At 60.8% G+C, this 17865-nt stretch carries 15 protein-coding genes and 1 tRNA gene; 7 read left to right on the forward strand and 9 right to left on the reverse strand.

Features of this window, described 5'->3' with window-relative positions; translation table 11 throughout:
* The first annotated feature begins 92 nt into the window (after positions 1–92).
* The 3 genes from K3728_03950 to K3728_03960 all read left to right on the forward strand — a co-directional run bounded on the left by K3728_03950 (position 93) and on the right by K3728_03960 (position 2514).
* Positions 93–1709 (forward strand): AMP-binding protein, encoded by a 1617-nt coding sequence (locus K3728_03950; GenBank protein UWQ96401.1) that lies wholly within the window; start codon positions 93–95, stop codon positions 1707–1709.
* A gap of 98 nt (positions 1710–1807) precedes the next feature.
* Positions 1808–2119, forward strand: coding sequence for an acyl-CoA thioesterase (locus K3728_03955; GenBank protein UWQ97440.1), 312 nt, complete (start codon positions 1808–1810; stop codon positions 2117–2119).
* Positions 2116–2514 carry a RidA family protein gene (locus K3728_03960; GenBank protein UWQ96402.1) on the forward strand — a complete coding sequence of 133 codons (399 nt, stop codon included), beginning with the start codon at positions 2116–2118 and terminating at the stop codon, positions 2512–2514. Before K3728_03955 ends, K3728_03960 begins: the two co-directional genes overlap by 4 nt.
* Before the next feature lie 201 nt (positions 2515–2715).
* On the opposite strand, the gene K3728_03965 is transcribed toward K3728_03960, so the two are convergent.
* Positions 2716–3882, reverse strand: a complete 1167-nt coding sequence (locus K3728_03965; protein ID UWQ96403.1) for an ROK family transcriptional regulator — start codon at positions 3880–3882, stop codon at positions 2716–2718.
* 173 nt (positions 3883–4055) lie between these two features.
* Here K3728_03965 and K3728_03970 point away from each other — a divergent pair, with 173 nt between their 5' ends.
* The 3 genes from K3728_03970 (at position 4056) to K3728_03980 (ending at position 7096) form a co-directional block, all read left to right on the forward strand.
* A complete protein-coding gene (locus tag K3728_03970; GenBank protein ID UWQ96404.1) occupies positions 4056–5075 on the forward strand; it encodes a sugar ABC transporter substrate-binding protein in 1020 nt (339 codons plus the stop codon).
* 90 nt (positions 5076–5165) lie between these two features.
* Positions 5166–6320, forward strand: a complete 1155-nt coding sequence (locus tag K3728_03975; protein ID UWQ96405.1) for an ABC transporter permease — start codon at positions 5166–5168, stop codon at positions 6318–6320.
* Positions 6320–7096: an ATP-binding cassette domain-containing protein gene (locus K3728_03980; GenBank protein ID UWQ96406.1), complete on the forward strand. Its 777-nt coding sequence runs from the start codon at positions 6320–6322 to the stop codon at positions 7094–7096. The genes K3728_03975 and K3728_03980 overlap by 1 nt, the downstream gene beginning before the upstream one ends.
* A gap of 704 nt (positions 7097–7800) precedes the next feature.
* Here the strand turns inward: K3728_03980 and K3728_03985 are convergent.
* From K3728_03985 to K3728_04020, 8 genes are all read right to left on the reverse strand, one after another.
* Positions 7801–7877: transfer RNA gene (locus K3728_03985), tRNA-Met, on the reverse strand.
* Between the two features lie 74 nt (positions 7878–7951).
* Positions 7952–8641, reverse strand: a complete 690-nt coding sequence (locus K3728_03990) for a GntR family transcriptional regulator (protein ID UWQ96407.1) — start codon at positions 8639–8641, stop codon at positions 7952–7954.
* A gap of 126 nt (positions 8642–8767) precedes the next feature.
* Positions 8768–10705: an acetate--CoA ligase gene (gene acs, locus K3728_03995; GenBank protein ID UWQ96408.1), complete on the reverse strand. Its 1938-nt coding sequence runs from the start codon at positions 10703–10705 to the stop codon at positions 8768–8770.
* Between the two features lie 518 nt (positions 10706–11223).
* The gene (locus K3728_04000; protein UWQ96409.1) at positions 11224–12186 is read right to left on the reverse strand and encodes a LysR family transcriptional regulator; all 963 of its coding nucleotides are present in this window, start codon (positions 12184–12186) and stop codon (positions 11224–11226) included.
* 3 nt (positions 12187–12189) lie between these two features.
* Positions 12190–12891: an Ldh family oxidoreductase gene (locus tag K3728_04005; GenBank protein ID UWQ96410.1), complete on the reverse strand. Its 702-nt coding sequence runs from the start codon at positions 12889–12891 to the stop codon at positions 12190–12192.
* A gap of 149 nt (positions 12892–13040) precedes the next feature.
* Positions 13041–13766: a serine/threonine protein phosphatase gene (locus K3728_04010; GenBank protein ID UWQ97441.1), complete on the reverse strand. Its 726-nt coding sequence runs from the start codon at positions 13764–13766 to the stop codon at positions 13041–13043.
* A 141-nt stretch (positions 13767–13907) separates the two neighbouring features.
* Positions 13908–16460: an FtsX-like permease family protein gene (locus K3728_04015; GenBank protein UWQ96411.1), complete on the reverse strand. Its 2553-nt coding sequence runs from the start codon at positions 16458–16460 to the stop codon at positions 13908–13910.
* The gene (locus K3728_04020; protein UWQ96412.1) at positions 16457–17125 is read right to left on the reverse strand and encodes an ABC transporter ATP-binding protein; all 669 of its coding nucleotides are present in this window, start codon (positions 17123–17125) and stop codon (positions 16457–16459) included. Before K3728_04020 ends, K3728_04015 begins: the two co-directional genes overlap by 4 nt.
* Here K3728_04020 and K3728_04025 point away from each other — a divergent pair.
* The gene (locus tag K3728_04025) at positions 17124–17810 is read left to right on the forward strand and encodes an arylesterase (protein ID UWQ96413.1); all 687 of its coding nucleotides are present in this window, start codon (positions 17124–17126) and stop codon (positions 17808–17810) included. The two genes, K3728_04020 and K3728_04025, sit on opposite strands and share 2 nt — an antisense overlap.
* Positions 17811–17865: the final 55 nt, after the last annotated feature.

Genomic DNA, 17865 nt, shown 5'->3' on the forward strand with positions numbered 1-17865 from the left:
GAACAATCAGAGCGATGCCTTCCGGCCCTCCGGCCTGGGTTCCGTGGCCTCAGAAAACCGGGGATCTGCCCCCAGAAACAAGCGAGTAAGCCATGTTCAGCGCCAGTGCCCATAGCGATACCTTCTCCCGTGATAATCTGCCGCCCAAGGACCAATGGCCTGATTTTTTGCTGGAGGGGTATGACTATCCCGATACGCTCAACGTTGGCGTAGAACTGACCGATGCGATGGTTGCCAAGGGCTTCGGCGACCGCACGGCGCTGATCGGCAACGGACGCCGGCGTACCTATAAAGAGCTAACCGATTGGACCAACCGGCTGGCCCATGTTCTGGTAGAAGATCTGGGCGTCGTTCCGGGCAATCGCGTGCTGATCCGGTCTGCGAATAATCCGGCGATGGTGGCCTGTTGGCTTGCCGCCACCAAGGTGGGCGCGGTGGTGGTGAATACCATGCCGATGCTACGGGCCGCGGAATTGGCGCAGATCGTGGAGAAAGCGCAGATCACCCACGCGCTGTGCGATACGCGCCTGATGGACGAGATGGACGGCTGCGCCAAGCTATGCAAGACCCTGACCCATGTCGTGGGCTTTGACGGCACATCGAACCACGACGCCGAGCTCGATCGGTTAGCACTGGAGAAACCTGTGCAGTTCGACGCCGTGGCGACGGGGCGTGAGGATGTGGCGCTGTTGGGCTTCACCTCGGGCACCACAGGCTCACCCAAGGCGACGATGCATTTCCACCGCGACCTTCTGATTATCGCAGACGGCTACGCGCGGGAGGTTTTGGGCGTAACACCGGACGACGTTTTCGTCGGCTCCCCTCCGCTGGCGTTCACCTTTGGCCTTGGCGGCTTGGCTATTTTCCCGCTGCGTTTTGGGGCCACGGCGACGCTTCTGGAAACGGCATCTCCGCCCAATATGATTGAAATCATTGAGAAGTATAAAGCCACCGTTTGCTTTACGGCCCCCACCGCCTACCGCGCGATGCTTGCGGCGATGGAGGAGGGCGCAGACCTCAGCAGTCTGCGCGCCGCCGTGTCAGCGGGCGAAACGCTGCCCGCGCCGGTCTATGAAGATTGGATGACCAAAACAGGCAAACCAATGCTGGACGGGATCGGCGCGACCGAGATGCTGCATATCTTCATCTCTAACCGTTTCGACGATCATAGGCCCGCCTGCACGGGGCGACCCGTCACGGGGTACGAGGCCAAGATCATTGGTGAAGACGGGCAGGAATTGCCTCGCGGTGAAGTGGGTCGCTTGGCGGTGCGTGGCCCCACCGGCTGTCGCTACATGAACGACGACCGCCAAGGGGCGTACGTTTTAGATGGCTGGAACATCTCGGGCGACGCCTTCACGATGGATGCGGACGGCTACCTGCATTTTGCCGCCCGTAACGACGATATGATCGTGTCATCGGGCTACAACATCGCTGGCCCTGAGGTTGAGGCCGCGCTTCTGTCCCATCCCAACGTCGCCGAATGCGCCGTGATCGGCGCGCCAAGTGAGGAACGCGGGATGATCGTGCAGGCCCATGTGGTGCTTGCCGATGCCGCCCCTTCCGCCGAGTTGGCCAAAGCCCTGCAAGACCACGTAAAAGCGACCATCGCGCCGTTCAAATACCCCCGCGACGTGCGCTTTGTGGACGCACTACCCAAGACCCAGACCGGCAAAATCCAACGCTTCATGCTGAAAGAGACCTCGTGACAAATGCCGCGTACACACAGCCCCTGAAGGTACTCTTCAAACACTGCGACCCGGCGGGCGTGGTGTTTTACCCGCGCTATTTCGAGATCATCAACGACATGGTCGAGGCGTTCTTCGATCACGTCGGTTTCCCGTTTGAGGAGATCTTGAAAGACGGCGGCGTACCGACTGTGCAGGTTGAAACCACCTTTCACGCCCCCAGTCGCCATGGGGATCACCTAACACTGTCGCTGGAATTGACCCGTGTTGGCACCGCCAGCCTTGGGGTTTCAGTGATTGCTGAAGGCAAGGATGCACGCCGCTTCTCTGCCGATCTAACCCTTGTTCACATTAACGCCGCGCATCGTCCAAAGCCTTGGTCAGATCCGATGCGGCAGGCCTTCTCGCCCTATCTAAGGAGCGCACAATGACAAATAAGACAATTCAACCAGACGGTTGGGCCCCTGCGAAAGGCTACGCCAATGGTGTATTAGCCCCCGACGGCACGCTTTACATCGGCGGGCAGATTGGCTGGAACGCGGAGCAGAAGTTTACCTCTCACGATTTCATCGGCCAGATGGAGCAAGCCCTGCGCAACATCGTTGACGTTGTGGTCGCGGCGGGTGGCAAGGTCGAAGATATTACCCGACTGACGTGGTTCGTGATCGACAAGGCCGAATATATGGCCCGCCAACGGGAGGTGGGAGAGGTCTACCGCAAGGTTCTGGGCCGCCATTTCCCTGCTATGTCGATGCTGATCGTCGCGGGGTTGGTCGAGGACGACGCGCTATTGGAGATCGAGGCGACGGCCTACATCGGCGCCTAGAAGGCAAGCGTTGCGGCAGGGGTGCGGCGCTGTGCCTTTGCCCCATTGAGGGCGCAGGAGACAGGGTGATGAACCGAGCCGTGTTCGACATTCCGTACATAAGATCGAATGGCCAATGGTTGCCACCAAAGTATCGGCAGGCTGTTCTGTGGCCCATGGCGGAGTTGTTTACCTTCGTTTGCGTTAGTTTCGCCAATTGGCTCAGAGCATGAACTGCGCGCTAATCGGCCGGGTCGCGGCACCGATGGCACGGGCCTTGTGGCCAATGCTTCCCGCTTCGATCCTAGGCGCGATCAGTCCCCGGGTGTCTTGGGTGCTGACATAACGCTGGACCCTTTCAACCAGTTCATCGCGGACATGCTCGGGGAAAGCGCCGTCAATAAGGATCGCCTCGAAGTCGATCACAGAGCAGGTCGAGAGCGCGGCCTTGGACAGTTCTTGCGCCGTTTGGCCGATCCAAGGATCAACATAGCGTGCCAGGGCGGTCCAACTATCGGGGTCTGTCCAAAGCTGGCGCGTATCCAGATCGACCTCGTGTAATCTGCGTTCCAATTGATGGATCGACGCCATATCGACCAGCTGCATACTTTCCCCGTTCGGGCCGATACTACGCAACGATCCCAATGCCCCCGCGTTGCCCTGTCGTCCCTCGTAAACGGCATTGTCCAAGGCGATACCACCACCGACATAGGCGCCCACGAAGAAGTAGGCGTAATCGCGAAACTCCTTGCCGCGGCCAAATGTATGTTCTGCCTGACAGGCCGCGGTGGCGTCGTTCAGGCGCAGGACGGGAAGGTTAGTCTGCTCCGCAAGATGTGTGGCAAAATCGATCCCTCGCCATTCTCTGAACGCGTTCTCGGCACCATCTCTCATGGCGCTCCACAGCTCGAAGGCGGCGGCTATCCCAAGCCCGCAGATGCGGCTGCGGTGCTCTTCAGACATGGAGTTTCTGATGCTTGCAACTCCCTCCTCTACGAAATCAAAGATGTCGCGAGGCTGAGGGCCCTCATAGGCAAGATGCCGTTCATGGCGCAGGGTGCCGATGAAATCTATCAACACCAGTTCGGCAGAGCGTCGGCCGATCTTCAGGCCAAAGGAGAACGCCCCATCGGGGGCAAGGTGCATCGGGATAGAGGGCTTACCAACTTTGCCACGAACCGGCTCCCCGCGTGCTACAAGCCCCTCGGATTCAAGCCCGCGAAGAATGGTGGAGATCGTTGGTGGTGACAGGCCTGCACGGCGAGACAGATCGCTGGCCGGCATTCCACCATGGCGTTGGATAAGCGAAAGCAGCAGCCGCTCGTTATGATCGCGAACGCCGCTTTGACTCAGCCCGACGCTGAGAGATCTGACCAATCCGTCTTCCATCGGCACGTAATGCCCTTGTTCCTTCGACTTTGGTAGCGGATTCTAATTAATAAAGAAAGTTAATTAATTAATTGACAGACCGCCTCGAATCGTGGCTTTTGCAGATAGGCGACCGGAGGACTTGGTCGTAAGATGGCGGGGCAGCCTGCCGAAAATTGTTCTGGGAGGACACCATGAAGAAGCTTTTGATTGGCACAGCTGCGGCCGCAATTTGCACAGGCGGCGCTGCGATGGCGGATGGCCACGGCGTATCGGCTTGCCTTATCACCAAGACAGACACCAACCCGTTTTTCGTCATGATGCGCCAAGGCGCAGAGGCGGCAGCAGCTGAATTGGGCATCACGCTCAACTCATACGCGGGCCAAGTGGACGGCGACAACGAAGCGCAAGTTGCGGCTGTTGAAGCCTGCATTGCGAACGGCGCATCGGGCATTTTGATTACCGCCTCTGACACCGCCGCGATTGTGCCTGCTATTGAAGAGGCCCGCGCTGCCGGTATCCTCGTGATTGCGCTCGACACGCCGCTCGACCCAATTGACGCAGCCGACGCGACTTTTGCGACCGACAACTTCCTTGCTGGTGAACTGATCGGCGAATGGGCCGCTGGTTCCCTTGGGGACGAGGCCGCGAACGCCCGGATCGCCATGCTAGATCTTGCCATCAGCCAGCCCACCGTGGGCGTTCTGCGCGACCAGGGCTTCCTGACAGGTTTCGGTATCGACGTTGTTGACCCCTCCATGTGGGGCGATGAGACGGACGAGCGGATCATCTGCAACGAAGTTACCGCAGGGAACGAAGAAGGCGGCCGCACCGCGATGGAAACCTGCTTGGCCGCAGATCCCGATATCAACGTGGTTTACACCATCAACGAACCAGCCGCCGCTGGTGCCTATGAAGCGCTTGTCGCGATCGGTCGCCAAGATGACGTGCTGATCGTCTCTGTCGATGGCGGTTGCCCGGGCGTGGCAGATGTTGCCGATGGCGTTATCGGTGCCACATCGCAGCAGTACCCCTTGCTGATGGCCTCTCTTGGGATCGAGGCGATTGCCGCCTTCGCCGAAGACGGCACCCTGCCCGAAAACACACCGGGTCGCGATTTCTTTGACACTGGTGCCGCATTGGTCACCAACTCGCCTGTAGACGGCGTCGAGAGCATCTCGGTCGAAGAGGGCGCAGACTTGTGCTGGGGCTGATTTAACCCAAACCTACGATCAAGAAGGGCGGGCTTCGGTCCGCCCTTTCACCAACGTATGATGCGATGACAAGGGCACGGGGCTAACACCATGGCAGAGAATTCGGACAACTTTGAAACAGGCCTGAAGGGGGCGGCAGAAACCGTTGCTTCGTTCGAGGTGGAAGACAAGACGCTTTTGATGCGCTTCCAAGGCGCATTGCACAAGACACCGTCATTGGTGCCGCTGATCGTTCTGGGCTGTGCGATAATGATTTTTACCGGTTGGCTTGGCCCCCGGTTCTTGCCGCAAATGACGTTGGTTTTCCAACAGATCCAGATCGTGGGTATTCTGGCATTGGCTCAGACCTTGGTTATCCTTACGGCTGGCATTGACCTGTCCGTGGGGGCGATTGCGGTCTTTTGCTCGGTCATCATGGGGCAATTCACCTTCCGCTACGGCATTCCGCCCGCCATCGCTGTGGCATGCGGTTTGGCGGCTGGTGCTGCCATCGGCGCCGTATCTGGCTGGCTGGTCACGCGCATCAAGATCCCGCCGTTCATCGCCACGCTTGGCGTTTGGCAAATTGTGCTGGCCGCCAACTACATCTATTCGCGCAATGAAACGATCCGCGCCCGCGACATCCGCGAGAACGCGCCAATGCTGCAATGGTTGGGCCTGAAGCCGAACGAGCAGCTGGTCACTTGGATCGAGAACCTGCGCGGCATCACTTATGAACGCCTGCGCCCCAACGACACCGATCAATTCTTGCTGGACCTGATCTGGCAAACCAAGATCACTTACGGAGTGCTGGTCCTTATCCTGCTAGCGTTTGTGTTGGCTTACATGCTGCGTTCCACTGCTTGGGGCCGCCACGTTTATGCGGTCGGCGATGACCCGGACTCGGCTGAATTGGCCGGTGTGAACGTCAAACGCACGCTGATGTCGGTCTATATGCTGTCAGGCCTCATTGCCGCAATTGCGGGCTGGTCGCTGATCGGGCGGTTTGCCTCCGTCTCTCCGAGTGCATCGACGGGGATTGAGGGAAACATCGAATCCATCACCGCCGTTGTGATTGGTGGCATCTCTCTCTTTGGGGGAAGAGGCTCAATCTGGGGCGCGTTCTTTGGCGCATTAATCGTGGGGGTCTTCATGTTGGGCCTCGGCATGGCGGGCGTAAACCCACAATGGACGTTCATGTTGATCGGCTCGCTAATCATTGTTGCGGTCGGCATCGACCAGTGGATCAGAAAGGTGGCTGCGTAATGGAACCTATTCTTAAAGGACGGAACCTGACCAAACGCTATGGCAAGGTCGTGGCCCTCGATAACTGTGATTTCGAGCTTTATCCCGGCGAAATTCTTGCCGTCATCGGTGACAACGGCGCGGGTAAATCCACCCTGATCAAGGCGCTGTCCGGGGCGGTCGTGCCCGATCAGGGCGAGGTGACGTTAGAGGGCCAGCAGATGCGGTTCGCATCGCCCAATGATGCACGCCACTACGGGATCGAGACGGTGTACCAAACCCTCGCCGTAAGCCCGGCGCTGTCCATCGCGGACAATATGTTCATGGGGCGCGAAATACGTAAACCCGGCTGGCGTGGCAGCTTGCTTCGCCAGCTCGACAAGCCCGCAATGGAAGCCGCAGCCCGCGAGAAGTTGAACGAGCTGGGTCTGATGACGATCCAGAACATCAACCAAGCGGTCGAGACGCTGTCTGGCGGCCAACGGCAAGGCGTGGCAGTAGCCCGTGCAGCGGCGTTTGGGTCCAAGGTTATCATCCTGGACGAGCCTACAGCGGCGCTTGGCGTCAAAGAGTCCCGAAAGGTGTTGGAGTTGATCCTCGATGTCCGCTCCCGCGGCGTCCCGATCATTTTGATCAGCCACAACATGCCCCATGTGTTTGAGGTCGCCGACCGCATCCACGTCCATCGCTTGGGTCGCAGGCTCTGCGTCATCGATCCGAAGGACTACACGATGTCAGACGCCGTGGCCTTTATGACCGGCGCTAAGGAACCGCCGGAGGTGGCCAGTTCCAACTGACTGGCAGGGATGTTTGGTAAACAACGTGAGGTACAATCCTTGGGTCTGCTTTGCCAAACAACCAACTCTTATTGAAACTTGCTCCGTGCAAAGCGGGATGAAACACTTGAACGGCGTTTCGTCCTGCTCTGTACGTATTGACTACGAGGTCGCCGTTCGAATGGTCTGGCGAAAGGCCCGCTTCGTCGGCGTAGCAGCCATCGCGGCTATCATAATGCAGCCCATCATCGCCATTGCATGTTTCGGGGATTCTGCATTGTTGCACTGATCCCTAAGATGAACCGCAGCAATGGACCAGAATCTGGACGCATTTCATGCGCTTAGCCAATCGGTGGAACAGCATCGATCAGTTGAAACAGCTCATCCCACCGAATTTCGTTACAATCAAACCCAGACATTTTGGTGCCCAAGGGTACGTATCGAATAGATTTTGGCGCGCAGCCCGAGCGGCTCTAACGACGACGACATGTCTTCAAAGAGAGAATTTGGTAGCGGAGGAGGGACTTGCCCCCCGACCCAGAGTATCGCGCAGCGATGCGCGTCGGTCGGGCGAAATGTTGTACGCGCGGACTGAGGCTTGTGGAAGGGTGGGTTTGGTAGCGGAGGAGGGACTTGAACCCCCGACCCAGAGTATCGCGCAGCGATGCGCGTCGGTCGGGCGCAATGTTGTACGCGCGGAATGAGGCTTGCGGAAGGGGGCGGTTTGGTAGCGGAGGAGGGACTTGAACCCCCGACACGCGGATTATGATTCCGCTGCTCTAACCAACTGAGCTACTCCGCCAAACGCGAGCCAGTGGGTACGGCGGCAAGCGCGTTGCGTCAACACGAAAATTGGCCTGTTTTGGCCTTTGCGGCCTATTGGTGGGCCAAGCGGGCGTCTTCTAGCGCAATCTGTAGGATTTGCCGGGCAATCATGGTGCCGTTTGCTGCGAAAGCGTCGGTGTGCACGACCAGCAATGCGCAATGGCGATCAACGGAGAGGGCGACGGATTTCGCCATGTCTGTCACCTCGGCCCCGGCCTCCGCGGTTAGGCGAGCGGCCATCACATCGTGGTGCGCCAATAGTGCGTCCAAGGGGACGGGGGCGTCTTCGTCCAAGGCTGCAATCAGGTCTACGGGCACAATGGTAGTTTCCAGCGCGGCGCGGCGGCCCTTGTGCTTCAGGGTGCGTTCAAGCACGGCGACCCGGTCGGTGCCCAGGGCTTTCGCTTCTTCCGGGGTGGCGGCACGGGTATCGGCGCGGCCCCGAAAGGGGGTAAGGGACAGGGCTTTGCCGTCCACACCCAACAACACAGGCGTCACCGAGGGCGCTGCCGTGTCTGTGGGCGCTTGGGTTGCCACAAGGGTACCACGCCCCGGTTTGCGGCTGAGGTAGCCCGATTGCTCTAGGCTGATCAACGCTCGGCGCATGGTGCCTTGGCTCACGCCGAATTCTTCCGCCAGAATGAACTCATTAGGCAAACGCCGGCCAACCTCCCAGTCGCCCTTGGCGATTCGAGAGATCATTTCAGTCTCGGCAGCTTTATAAAGGGGCGTTCGCGCCATGGGTCGGCTCCGGCTTGGGGACGCTGATTTATGCCGCGGTGCAGCATTGTGCGCAACGGGCCAATCGTCGCGGGCTTTGGGCCGCCGCCGCAGGGGTACAGGCCCGGCGGCGGCGCGGCGTTTGGCCTAAGTATCCGCGCGGTTGGCGATCAGGTCATCAACCACGGATGGATCGGCAAGGGTGGAGGTATCCCCAAGCGAGCCATAGTCGTTTTCCGCAATCTTGCGCAGGATGCGCCGCATGATCTTGCCCGACCGGGTCTTGGGCAGGCCCGGCGCCCATTGGATCACGTCGGGCTTGGCAATTGGCCCAATCTCTTGGCGGACCCAAGCCTGCAACGTGGCCTTCAACTCGTCCGAGGGCGTCTCGTCGTTCATCAAGGTTACATAGCAGTAAATGCCTTGGCCTTTGACCGGGTGCGGGTAGCCCACAACGGCGGCCTCAGACACGGTTTCATGGGCGACAAGGGCACTTTCGATCTCGGGGGTGCCCATGCGGTGGCCGGAGACGTTAATCACGTCATCTACGCGGCCCGTGATCCAATACTCGCCATCGGCGTCGCGCTTACAGCCATCGCCTGAGAAGTAGTACCCTTTGTAGTCGCTGAAGTAGGTGGCAACAAAACGGTCATGGTCGCCCCAAACGGTGCGCATCTGGCCGGGCCAGCTATCGGCGATAACCAGAACGCCCTCCACATCGTTGCCCTCAATCACCTCGGCGGTGGTTGGGTCCAGAACCAGCGGCTTCACCCCGAAGAAGGGTTTTTGCGCAGAGCCGGGCTTCAGCGTATGGGCGCCGGGCAGGGGGGTCATCATGTGACCGCCGGTTTCCGTCTGCCACCAGGTGTCAACGATGGGGCATTTCCCTTTGCCGACGTTCTCGTTGTACCAATTCCAGGCCTCGGGGTTGATGTTCTCGCCCACGGTGCCGAGCAGTTTCAGGCTGCTCAGGTCGTATTTCTCAACAAAGCTCGTCCCCTTGCCCATCAGGGCGCGAATGGCAGTGGGTGCGGTATAGAACTGGTTCACCTTGTGCTTTTCGCAGACCTCCCAGAAGCGGCCAGCGTCGGGGTAGGTGGGGACGCCTTCAAACATCAGCGTCGTGGCCCCATTGGCCAGCGGGCCATAGACGATATAGCTGTGGCCTGTGACCCAACCCACGTCTGCCGTACACCAGAAGATATCGCCTTCCTTGTAGTCGAACACATATTCATGGGTCATCGAGGCATAGACGAGGTAACCCCCGGTCGTATGCACGACGCCCTTTGGCTGCCCGGTCGAGCCAGAGGTATAGAGGATGAACAGCGGGTCTTCGGCGTTCATCTCTTCTGGCGGGCAATCGGCGCTGACATTAGCGGCGATGTCATCGTACCAGACATCCCGGTCATCGACCCAGGCGACCTGACCACCGGTGCGCTTTACCACAAGGCACTTCGTATCGATCACATTGTGCAGCAACGCCTTGTTCACATTGTCCTTCAGCTCGGTTACCCGGCCACCACGTGGGGCCCCGTCAGAGGTGATAACGACCTTGGCGCTAGAGCCGTTAATCCGCGCGGCCAGCGCGTCGGGCGAAAAGCCCGCGAAGACAATAGAGTGAATCGCCCCAATCCGTGTGCACGCCAGCATCGCATAGGCGGCCTCGGGGATCATCGGCATGTAAAGCACGACCCGGTCGCCTTTACCGACGCCCATTTCCTTCAGGACATTGGCAAAACGGCAAACGTGGCTGTGCAGCTCTTTGTAAGTGATGTGCTGTGCGCCATCGCCGGGCTCATCGGGTTCAAACAGGATCGCGGTCTGGTCGCCACGTGTTTCCAGATGGCGGTCAATGCAGTTGGCACTGACGTTCAGGGTGCCGTCCTCAAACCATTTCACTTGCACGGCTTCATGGGCAAAGGAGGTGTTCTTGACCTTGGTGTAAGGTTTGATCCAGTCGATCCGCTTGCCATGCTCTCCCCAGAAAGCATCGGGATCGTTGATCGAGGCCGCATACATCTCTTCATAGCGGGCTGCGTTGATATGCGCGTCTGGCAACAGGGCTGGAAGGTGATCTTTTGGCACGGGTGTTTCTCCTAGTACGTGGGTCGAGCGGCGCGAGGGGCCGAGGCTCGGAACAAACGGGTAGGGGTTTCCGCAAATGCAGAAGAGGTGCGGTGGCACGTTACGCGATCGCGGTCACAGGTCAAAGGAACCCTCCCCATGCAGTCAACCCGTGTATGGCCCTCCCGGCCCACGGATCATCTGCGTCGCGGCTAGCATGGCAGGTTCATCCCGCCGTTAGAATGGCTTTTTTAGCGTTGCGACAATCAAGTCAGGAAATTTTACCGATGTGACGAAAGCCTGTAAAATATTTCACATCGCCGCTGTGATGCCCCCGCGTGGCCAGCAGAAGTCACCCCCTATCCCCAACTCCGCGCGCGCCCTGCTTCCTTGTTCCAAAAATATCCCCGGGGGTTTGGGGGGCTGGCCCCCCAATTGGTCGGTTTGGTTTGGGGGGCTGGCCCTCCAATTGGTCGGTTGGACTTTCTCTGGGGCTGCCTTCCCCCAAGCGGCCGTCCCGCTATAGCGGGGCTTCCCCCCTACATCACCCGAAAGCGGCTTCCCAACCAAGGCATCTTCTCGACGCCAGGCTCGATGAAATGTACACCAATCAACTCTCTCGCCAGTTCAGCAATCTGTTCGGGAATGCCGCCCGCCCAATCCGAGGTGGCATAGAGAACGATGTGCCGTGTCATGGGCGCACCGGGTAGCGGGTGAGGTTCAATGCCATCGGCAAAACGGCCGCCGCGGGCCAGCGACAGGGCCGTCGTGATCGTCCATCCCGTGCCTGCTGCCACAAGCGCAGAAATGGATTGGTTCGAATCCATCTCGAACCGTTTCGGAGGTTTTACCCCGGCTTGGTCCAAATACGCCTCTATCTGCTGGCCCATGACCTGTTCCAAATCCCTTCGCAGGAACGGCAGGTTTTCCAACGATAGCAGTCCCTGGCTGACGTCGGTGCCCTTGGGCACGGCCAGAATATAGGGGTCGTCCACCAAGGGAAGTGTCGCCGTGTGCCGGGGCGCAGATGCGCCGGCGGCGCAGATGACGATATCCAGCTCCCGTGCTGCAATACGTCCCTGCAACACATGGCTCGCCCCGGTTTGCAGGTTGAAGGCACATTGGCTCATGGCTTCAGCCAACCGAGTGGCCAAGAGCGGCGTGACTTCGTTTTCGAAATCCTCGATCACTCCAAGCGACAGGGACGAAAGATGGCTCAAGTCCAGCGCCTTCAGGTCGCGTTGTCCGGCGCGTAGGGCGCGCAATGCCTCCTTGGCTTGGGCAAGAAACAAGCGTCCTGCGGGGGTGACCACCATGGGGCGACGCGAGGCATCAACCAGTTCCACCGCTAGTGCCGCCGAAAGGTTCTTCATCTGTTGCGACACCGCCGGGGCGCTCATCCCCAATTCGGCCGCCGTCGCGGCGACAGAGCCGGTGCGCGCCAGCGTCTCGAACACTTCGAGGCCCCGCAGGGTCAGGCCCTTCAACAATCCAGATGTCATATCCTAGGCATTCACGATCTGCGCCAAAAGCTCTGGCGCCAAGGCGACGGTGCCGGGCATCGGCGTGCCGCTAAGGTCTGGCAAATGGGCCAACAACTCCTCGGCCGCAGTGAGCCCAGGGTCGAGGGCCGTCAACCACGCTGTTTCCATCATTGGGCCTTCTAGCGGAGAATCCGCCACCATGGGAGCGTCATTCATGAACGCCGACAGCATTGATTGCGCCCCGTGATCGAGAGCACTGACCTGCCGCTCCATCGGGCGAATGGCAAAGGCGTTCCCCTGGGGGCGCACCAAAACGGCGGCAAGGCCCGAGGCGGCGATTTCGGCCATCGCGCCGGTCAGCGGACCGGGGTCGCTGGCATGGATAAGGTGGAGCATCGCCATGCCCTGCGCCCGGGCAGTATCCACGAGCAAAGGCACCGCTTGGGCCACGGCAGCTGCCGCAAACCCATGGCCGGCATCGACACGGATCACCGCCGGGGCAAGGGCATCTAAGGATACCTCCGCATCGGGGTAGAGGCGGCCATATCTGACCAAGCGGATGTCGCGAAGCAAAGAGGAAAACCCGGCCTCCGCCCTTCCCCCCGCTTCCGAGAGAGCCACATCGCGGGCGACGATTTGCGCTACAGCACCGCTAACGCCCGCGCGTGTCAGGCAATCCCGTGCCAGCATTTGCAGGTCGGACAGGTCGTATGTTTCTTTCATAAGGCCAGTTTTCCCCCGCAAAGGCTGAACGTCAATGGCGGCACGCGGTGCTGGCCCCCATCAGGCGGGGTCACGCCCGCTCAGGAAAGGGGCACGGGCCGTGCTTTTTCGCCTTGAAACAGCCCCGTGCAGCGGGGGAGGCCAACTTGTTACGTTTGCAGGAAGTCGTAATGCCCATCGGGGCGGATCGCGCAGGCCGTCAAACGCCCGGTGCGCCAAGCGGCGGTATCGGTGCCGATGCGCCCATCTGAAACCGTAGGGGCGGGCACTTCTGTGTGGCCATGGGCGATCCAGACGTCGTCGCCACGGGGACCACTGTCAAATTCCGGGTGTCCCCACAAAAGTACGCGGGCTGATTGCGCGTCCATATCGTGGCCGGGATCGGCCCCGGCGTGCACGGCCCAAAGATTGCCCGAGGACCAGCTGAGGGGCAGGTTCTCTAACCAGTGCACCATGCCTTTCTGAAGCCGCCGTTGCAGGGCCTTTGCCGCTGCCGGGTAGGCATCAAATTCAGGGCTTTCTTCCAGATCGGCAGTCGCCACCCCGAAAGAGCGTAGAGTCTCGACCGCGCCCGAGCGCATCCAACGGGGGCCTCGGGTGGCGGGGTCAGCCAGAAAGTCCAGCAGCATGCGTTCGTGGCTGCCCATAAGACAGGTGACGTTGTCGGGGAAGCTTTCTTGCAACTCTCGCATCCGGGACAGCACAACGGCAGAGTCGGGCCCAAGATCAATGTAGTCTCCCACGAACACCAATTGCGGGTTCTGCGCAGCCGTGCCGCCAATATGGGCGTCGATCAGCTCTAGCATCAGTTCCAGCAGATCGGCCCGCCCGTGTATGTCGCCGATGATGTAGGTCTGAAGGGCGGGCAATGGCATATCTTGTGCCGGCGCCGCCGCGACCTGAGTTGGTCCGTGGCTGCGCGATTTCCGCCCCAGAATAGATCTCATCGATTTCAACATGCCCCAACAGGTGCGCATTCAAGCCCGGTTTGGCAAGAGGAAACCCGCGTCCGCTGTCTAGTCCTGTGCCCGTAAGACACGGGCCGGAAGGGTGGACAGGGGCCGCCACGCAAAGGCCAGACCAGCCAGCAACGTCGCCACAGCGCCGCCGGTAACGATTGCCGTGGCCGAGACCGGCTCGAACACATAATCGGTTTCCATCACGAAGCGCATAACGGCCCATCCGCCAAGGGCCCCCGCCGCGATGGCCACGATCCCTGCCGCCGCGCCCAAGAGGGCCGCACGGATCGCAAAACTTGCCAGGATCGTCGCCCGCGAAGCGCCAAGGGTCTTTAGCACCGCTGCTTCAAACACGCGGGCGCGTTCCCCTGCGGCGGCGGCCCCGACCAGCACGATAAGTCCCGTCAAAAGCGTGGCCAGCGCCGCATAGGACGTAGCCCGTGCAATTCCGCGCAAGGCCTCTGCCACACGATCCAAAGCGTCGCGCACATGGATGGCGGTCACATTGGGCGCATCAGTCGCCACATCGCGCAGGATCTGGGTCTCGGCCTCGGGGGCTGCATAGACGGTGGCGATGTGGGAATGGGGCGCGCCGATCAAGGCGGCCTCGTTCATGGTGACGATAAAGCCGATGCCCGCGTTCTCGAACGAGACCTCGCGTAGGGCCACAATGGTCGCGGTGATGTCGCGCCCCAGAATGTTGAGGGTCAGCGTATCCCCAAGGTTCAGGCCCATTTCTGCGGCTTCCTCTGTAGCGAAGGCGATCTGGGGCGGTCCGGCATAATCTTCGGCCCACCATGTGCCGGCGGTAATTTCTTCGGGCGGGGGAGGGCCAGCGCGATAGGTGACGCCGCGGTCGCCCCGCAACACCCAATGGTCGCCTGCCACATCTTGCGCGTTCTCGCCGTTGATCTGGGTGATGACGCCGCGCAACATCGGGGCGGTTTCAACCCGGCTGACCAGCGGGTCACCCTCTACCCGGTCCAGAAAGGGTTGCAGTTGATCGGGTTGAATATCGAGGAAGAAGTAGCTTGGGGCGACATCCGGCAGGTCGCGTTGAATGGCACTGCGCAGATTGGTGTCAATTTGGCCCACGGCGGCCAGAACCGACAGGCCAAGCCCAAGGGACAGCACGACTGAACTGGCCTCGGACCCCGGCCCGCCAACGGCGCTAAGCGCGGCGCGAAGGGCAGTGCGCCCTCGAACAAACCTCGCCCGTGCTATGTGTTTGCAAAGCGCGCGTATGCCCCAGGCGGAAGCGCCAAGAAGTGCCAGCGATAGAAGTAACCCCGCCGCCGTGCCGAGCGCCAGGAACATGATGCCCGACAGCCAAACGGCTGAACCGACAAGGGCCACAACCAATACGCCGATCACCACAAGATACGGCCAATCCGGCCAATTCCGCGCCCCAAGGGAGGCATCGCGAAACAGCGCCGCCGCCCGCACCTGCGCGGTGCGCGCCAGAGGCCAGAGGGTGAAAATCAACGCCGTGAGCGTGCCGTACCAAGCCGCCTCCAGCAGCGGCGCAGGGTAAAGGCTGATTGCTACCGGAACCGGCAGTTGCGCCGCGATCAGGGGGCCAAACGCCAGTGGTGCCGCAGCCCCAAGGATCAGGCCGAGGCTGACGCCCACCAGCGTCAGGGCTCCAACTTGCAGGAAATAAGCGGTAAAGATCGTGCGCCGCTCTGCCCCCAAAGTCTTCAAGGTCGCGATGGTGGCGATTTTGCCTTCCAGATAGGTGCGGACAGCAGCGGCGACGCCGACGCCACCCACGGCCAGACCGGCCAGCCCGACCAGCACCAGAAACGATCCCATCCGGTTGATAAACCGCGCCACGCCCGGTGCGCCGTTGCGGGCATCGCGCCAACGGGCACCTTGCAATTCCAGGGGTGCGAAGGCGGCTTCTGCGGCATCAAGATCGGTGCCCGTGGGAAGCTCCAATCGGTATTGGCTTTCATAAAGCGTGCCGGTCTGGATCAGGCCAGAGCCTTCAAGCCCTTGCAGGGACACGATTGTGCGCGGCCCAAGCCCAAAGCCTGACGAGGCGCCATCGGGTTCGTCCACCAAGATGGAGCGAAGCTCGAACTCCTGCGTGCCAAGGTGGAACCTGTCGCCCACGGACAGGCCAAGACGGTCAACCAACAGCGGCGCGATCACCGCGCCGGGGACATCCCGAACCGCAAGGGCATCGGCGATGGGCATCGGCGGATCAAGCCCGACTTCCCCGAACAGCGGCCATGCGGCATCGACGCCGCGCACTTGGGTCAGGCCGCGTTCGACCTCATCGCGGTTCACCACAACCATGGAACGGAAGTCGACCGTTTCCGAAATGCTCTCGGCCCAACCTTCCATGAACGTGCGTTCATCGGCATCGGCAAAGCGGTAGGTGAAGGTGATCTCTGCATCGCCCCCAAGGATCGTCGCGCCCTCTCTCGCCAAGCCTTCTTCAATCGAGACGCGGACAGAGCCCACCGCCGCAATCGCTGCGACCCCAAGGGCAAGGCAGGCCAGAAATACGCGGAACCCGCGCAACCCGCTGCGCAGGCCCGCCCGCAATTCCCGGCGTGCGATCTTTACCGCAACGCGAAACCCGCCGCGCCGGTCGCTCATGGGGCGATCCTGCCATCGCGCAGGCCGACCTCTCGGTCACACCGCGCGGCCAGATCGGCGGAGTGGGTCACAAGAATCAACGTCGCCCCGTGGCGGTCGCGCAGGTCCATCAGCAAATCCATGATCTGCGCGCCCGTGGTGCCATCAAGGTTTCCTGTCGGCTCATCGGCCAACAGGATATCCGGGCGTGGGGCAGAGGCGCGGGCCAGCGCCACGCGCTGTTGCTCTCCGCCGGACATCTGCGAGGGGTAATGCCCCGCCCGCGCCGCCAGGCCCATGGCGGCCAATTCGGCATCGGCGCGCGCAAAGGCATCGGGCACGCCCGCCAGCTCCAACGGCGTTGCAACGTTTTCCAGCGCAGTCATGGTGGGGATCAGGTGGAAGCTTTGAAACACCACCCCCATATGTTGCCTACGGAACCGGGCGAGTTGATCTTCGTTCATCGCTGTCAGATCATGGTCCAACGCAGTGACCTGCCCGGAAGAAGCCTGTTCCAACCCGCCCATCACCATAAGGAGCGATGACTTGCCAGACCCAGACGGCCCCGTCAGCGCCAGCGTTTCACCCCGGGCGATATCCAGTGAAATGCCCTGCAAGATATCGACCGGCCCGGCGTTGCCTTCCAGCGATAGCGCCACGTCATTCAAGGATAGGATTGCCGCCATGACGCCTCGCGTTTGTAAACATTTGTGGAATGGATATGGGGTCTTGCGGCGGTGGGGCAAGGTCGCCGTCGTCGCGTTGATCGCCACGCCTGTTGCGGCTGACACGACCACGATCCTCGCTTTGGGCGATAGTTTGACGGCGGGCTACGGCTTGCGGCAGTCCGACGGTTTGGTGCCGCAGTTGCAGGAATGGCTGGTTGGGCGTGGCCAAGACGTCACGCTGATCAATGCAGGCGTCTCGGGCGATACGACCGCCGGTGGCTTGGCCCGGCTGGAATGGAGCCTGACGCCCGAGGTGGATGCAATCATCGTGGCATTGGGCGGCAACGACTTTCTGCGCGGCATTGACCCGGCGGTCAGTCGGGCGAACCTTGCGGGCATCCTGCAAATTGCCGCCGCCGCAGAGCTAGAGGTTTTGTTGGTCGGCATTGTCGCTTCCGGCAACTACGGCCCAGACTTTCAGAGAGACTTCAACGCCATGTATCCCGCGCTTTCGCAAGAGTTCAGCACCCTTCTGGCCCGTGACTTCTTTGACGGCTTCCGGGCGCCGGTCGCGGCGGGCGCGTCCGTGTCCGATTTCATGCAGCGCGATGGAATTCATCCCAACCCCGCAGGTGTTGCGCTGATTGTAGAGGAGCTCGGCCCGCAGGTTGAGGCGCTGATCGCCCGCGCCGCCGTGCCCTAGCCTTGCCGAATTCGCGCAAAAACGAGCGTAAAAATTGACAAAACGAACATGGGGT

Source organism: Rhodobacteraceae bacterium M385, from assembly GCA_025141835.1.
Classification (GTDB): Bacteria; Pseudomonadota; Alphaproteobacteria; order Rhodobacterales; family Rhodobacteraceae; genus Gymnodinialimonas.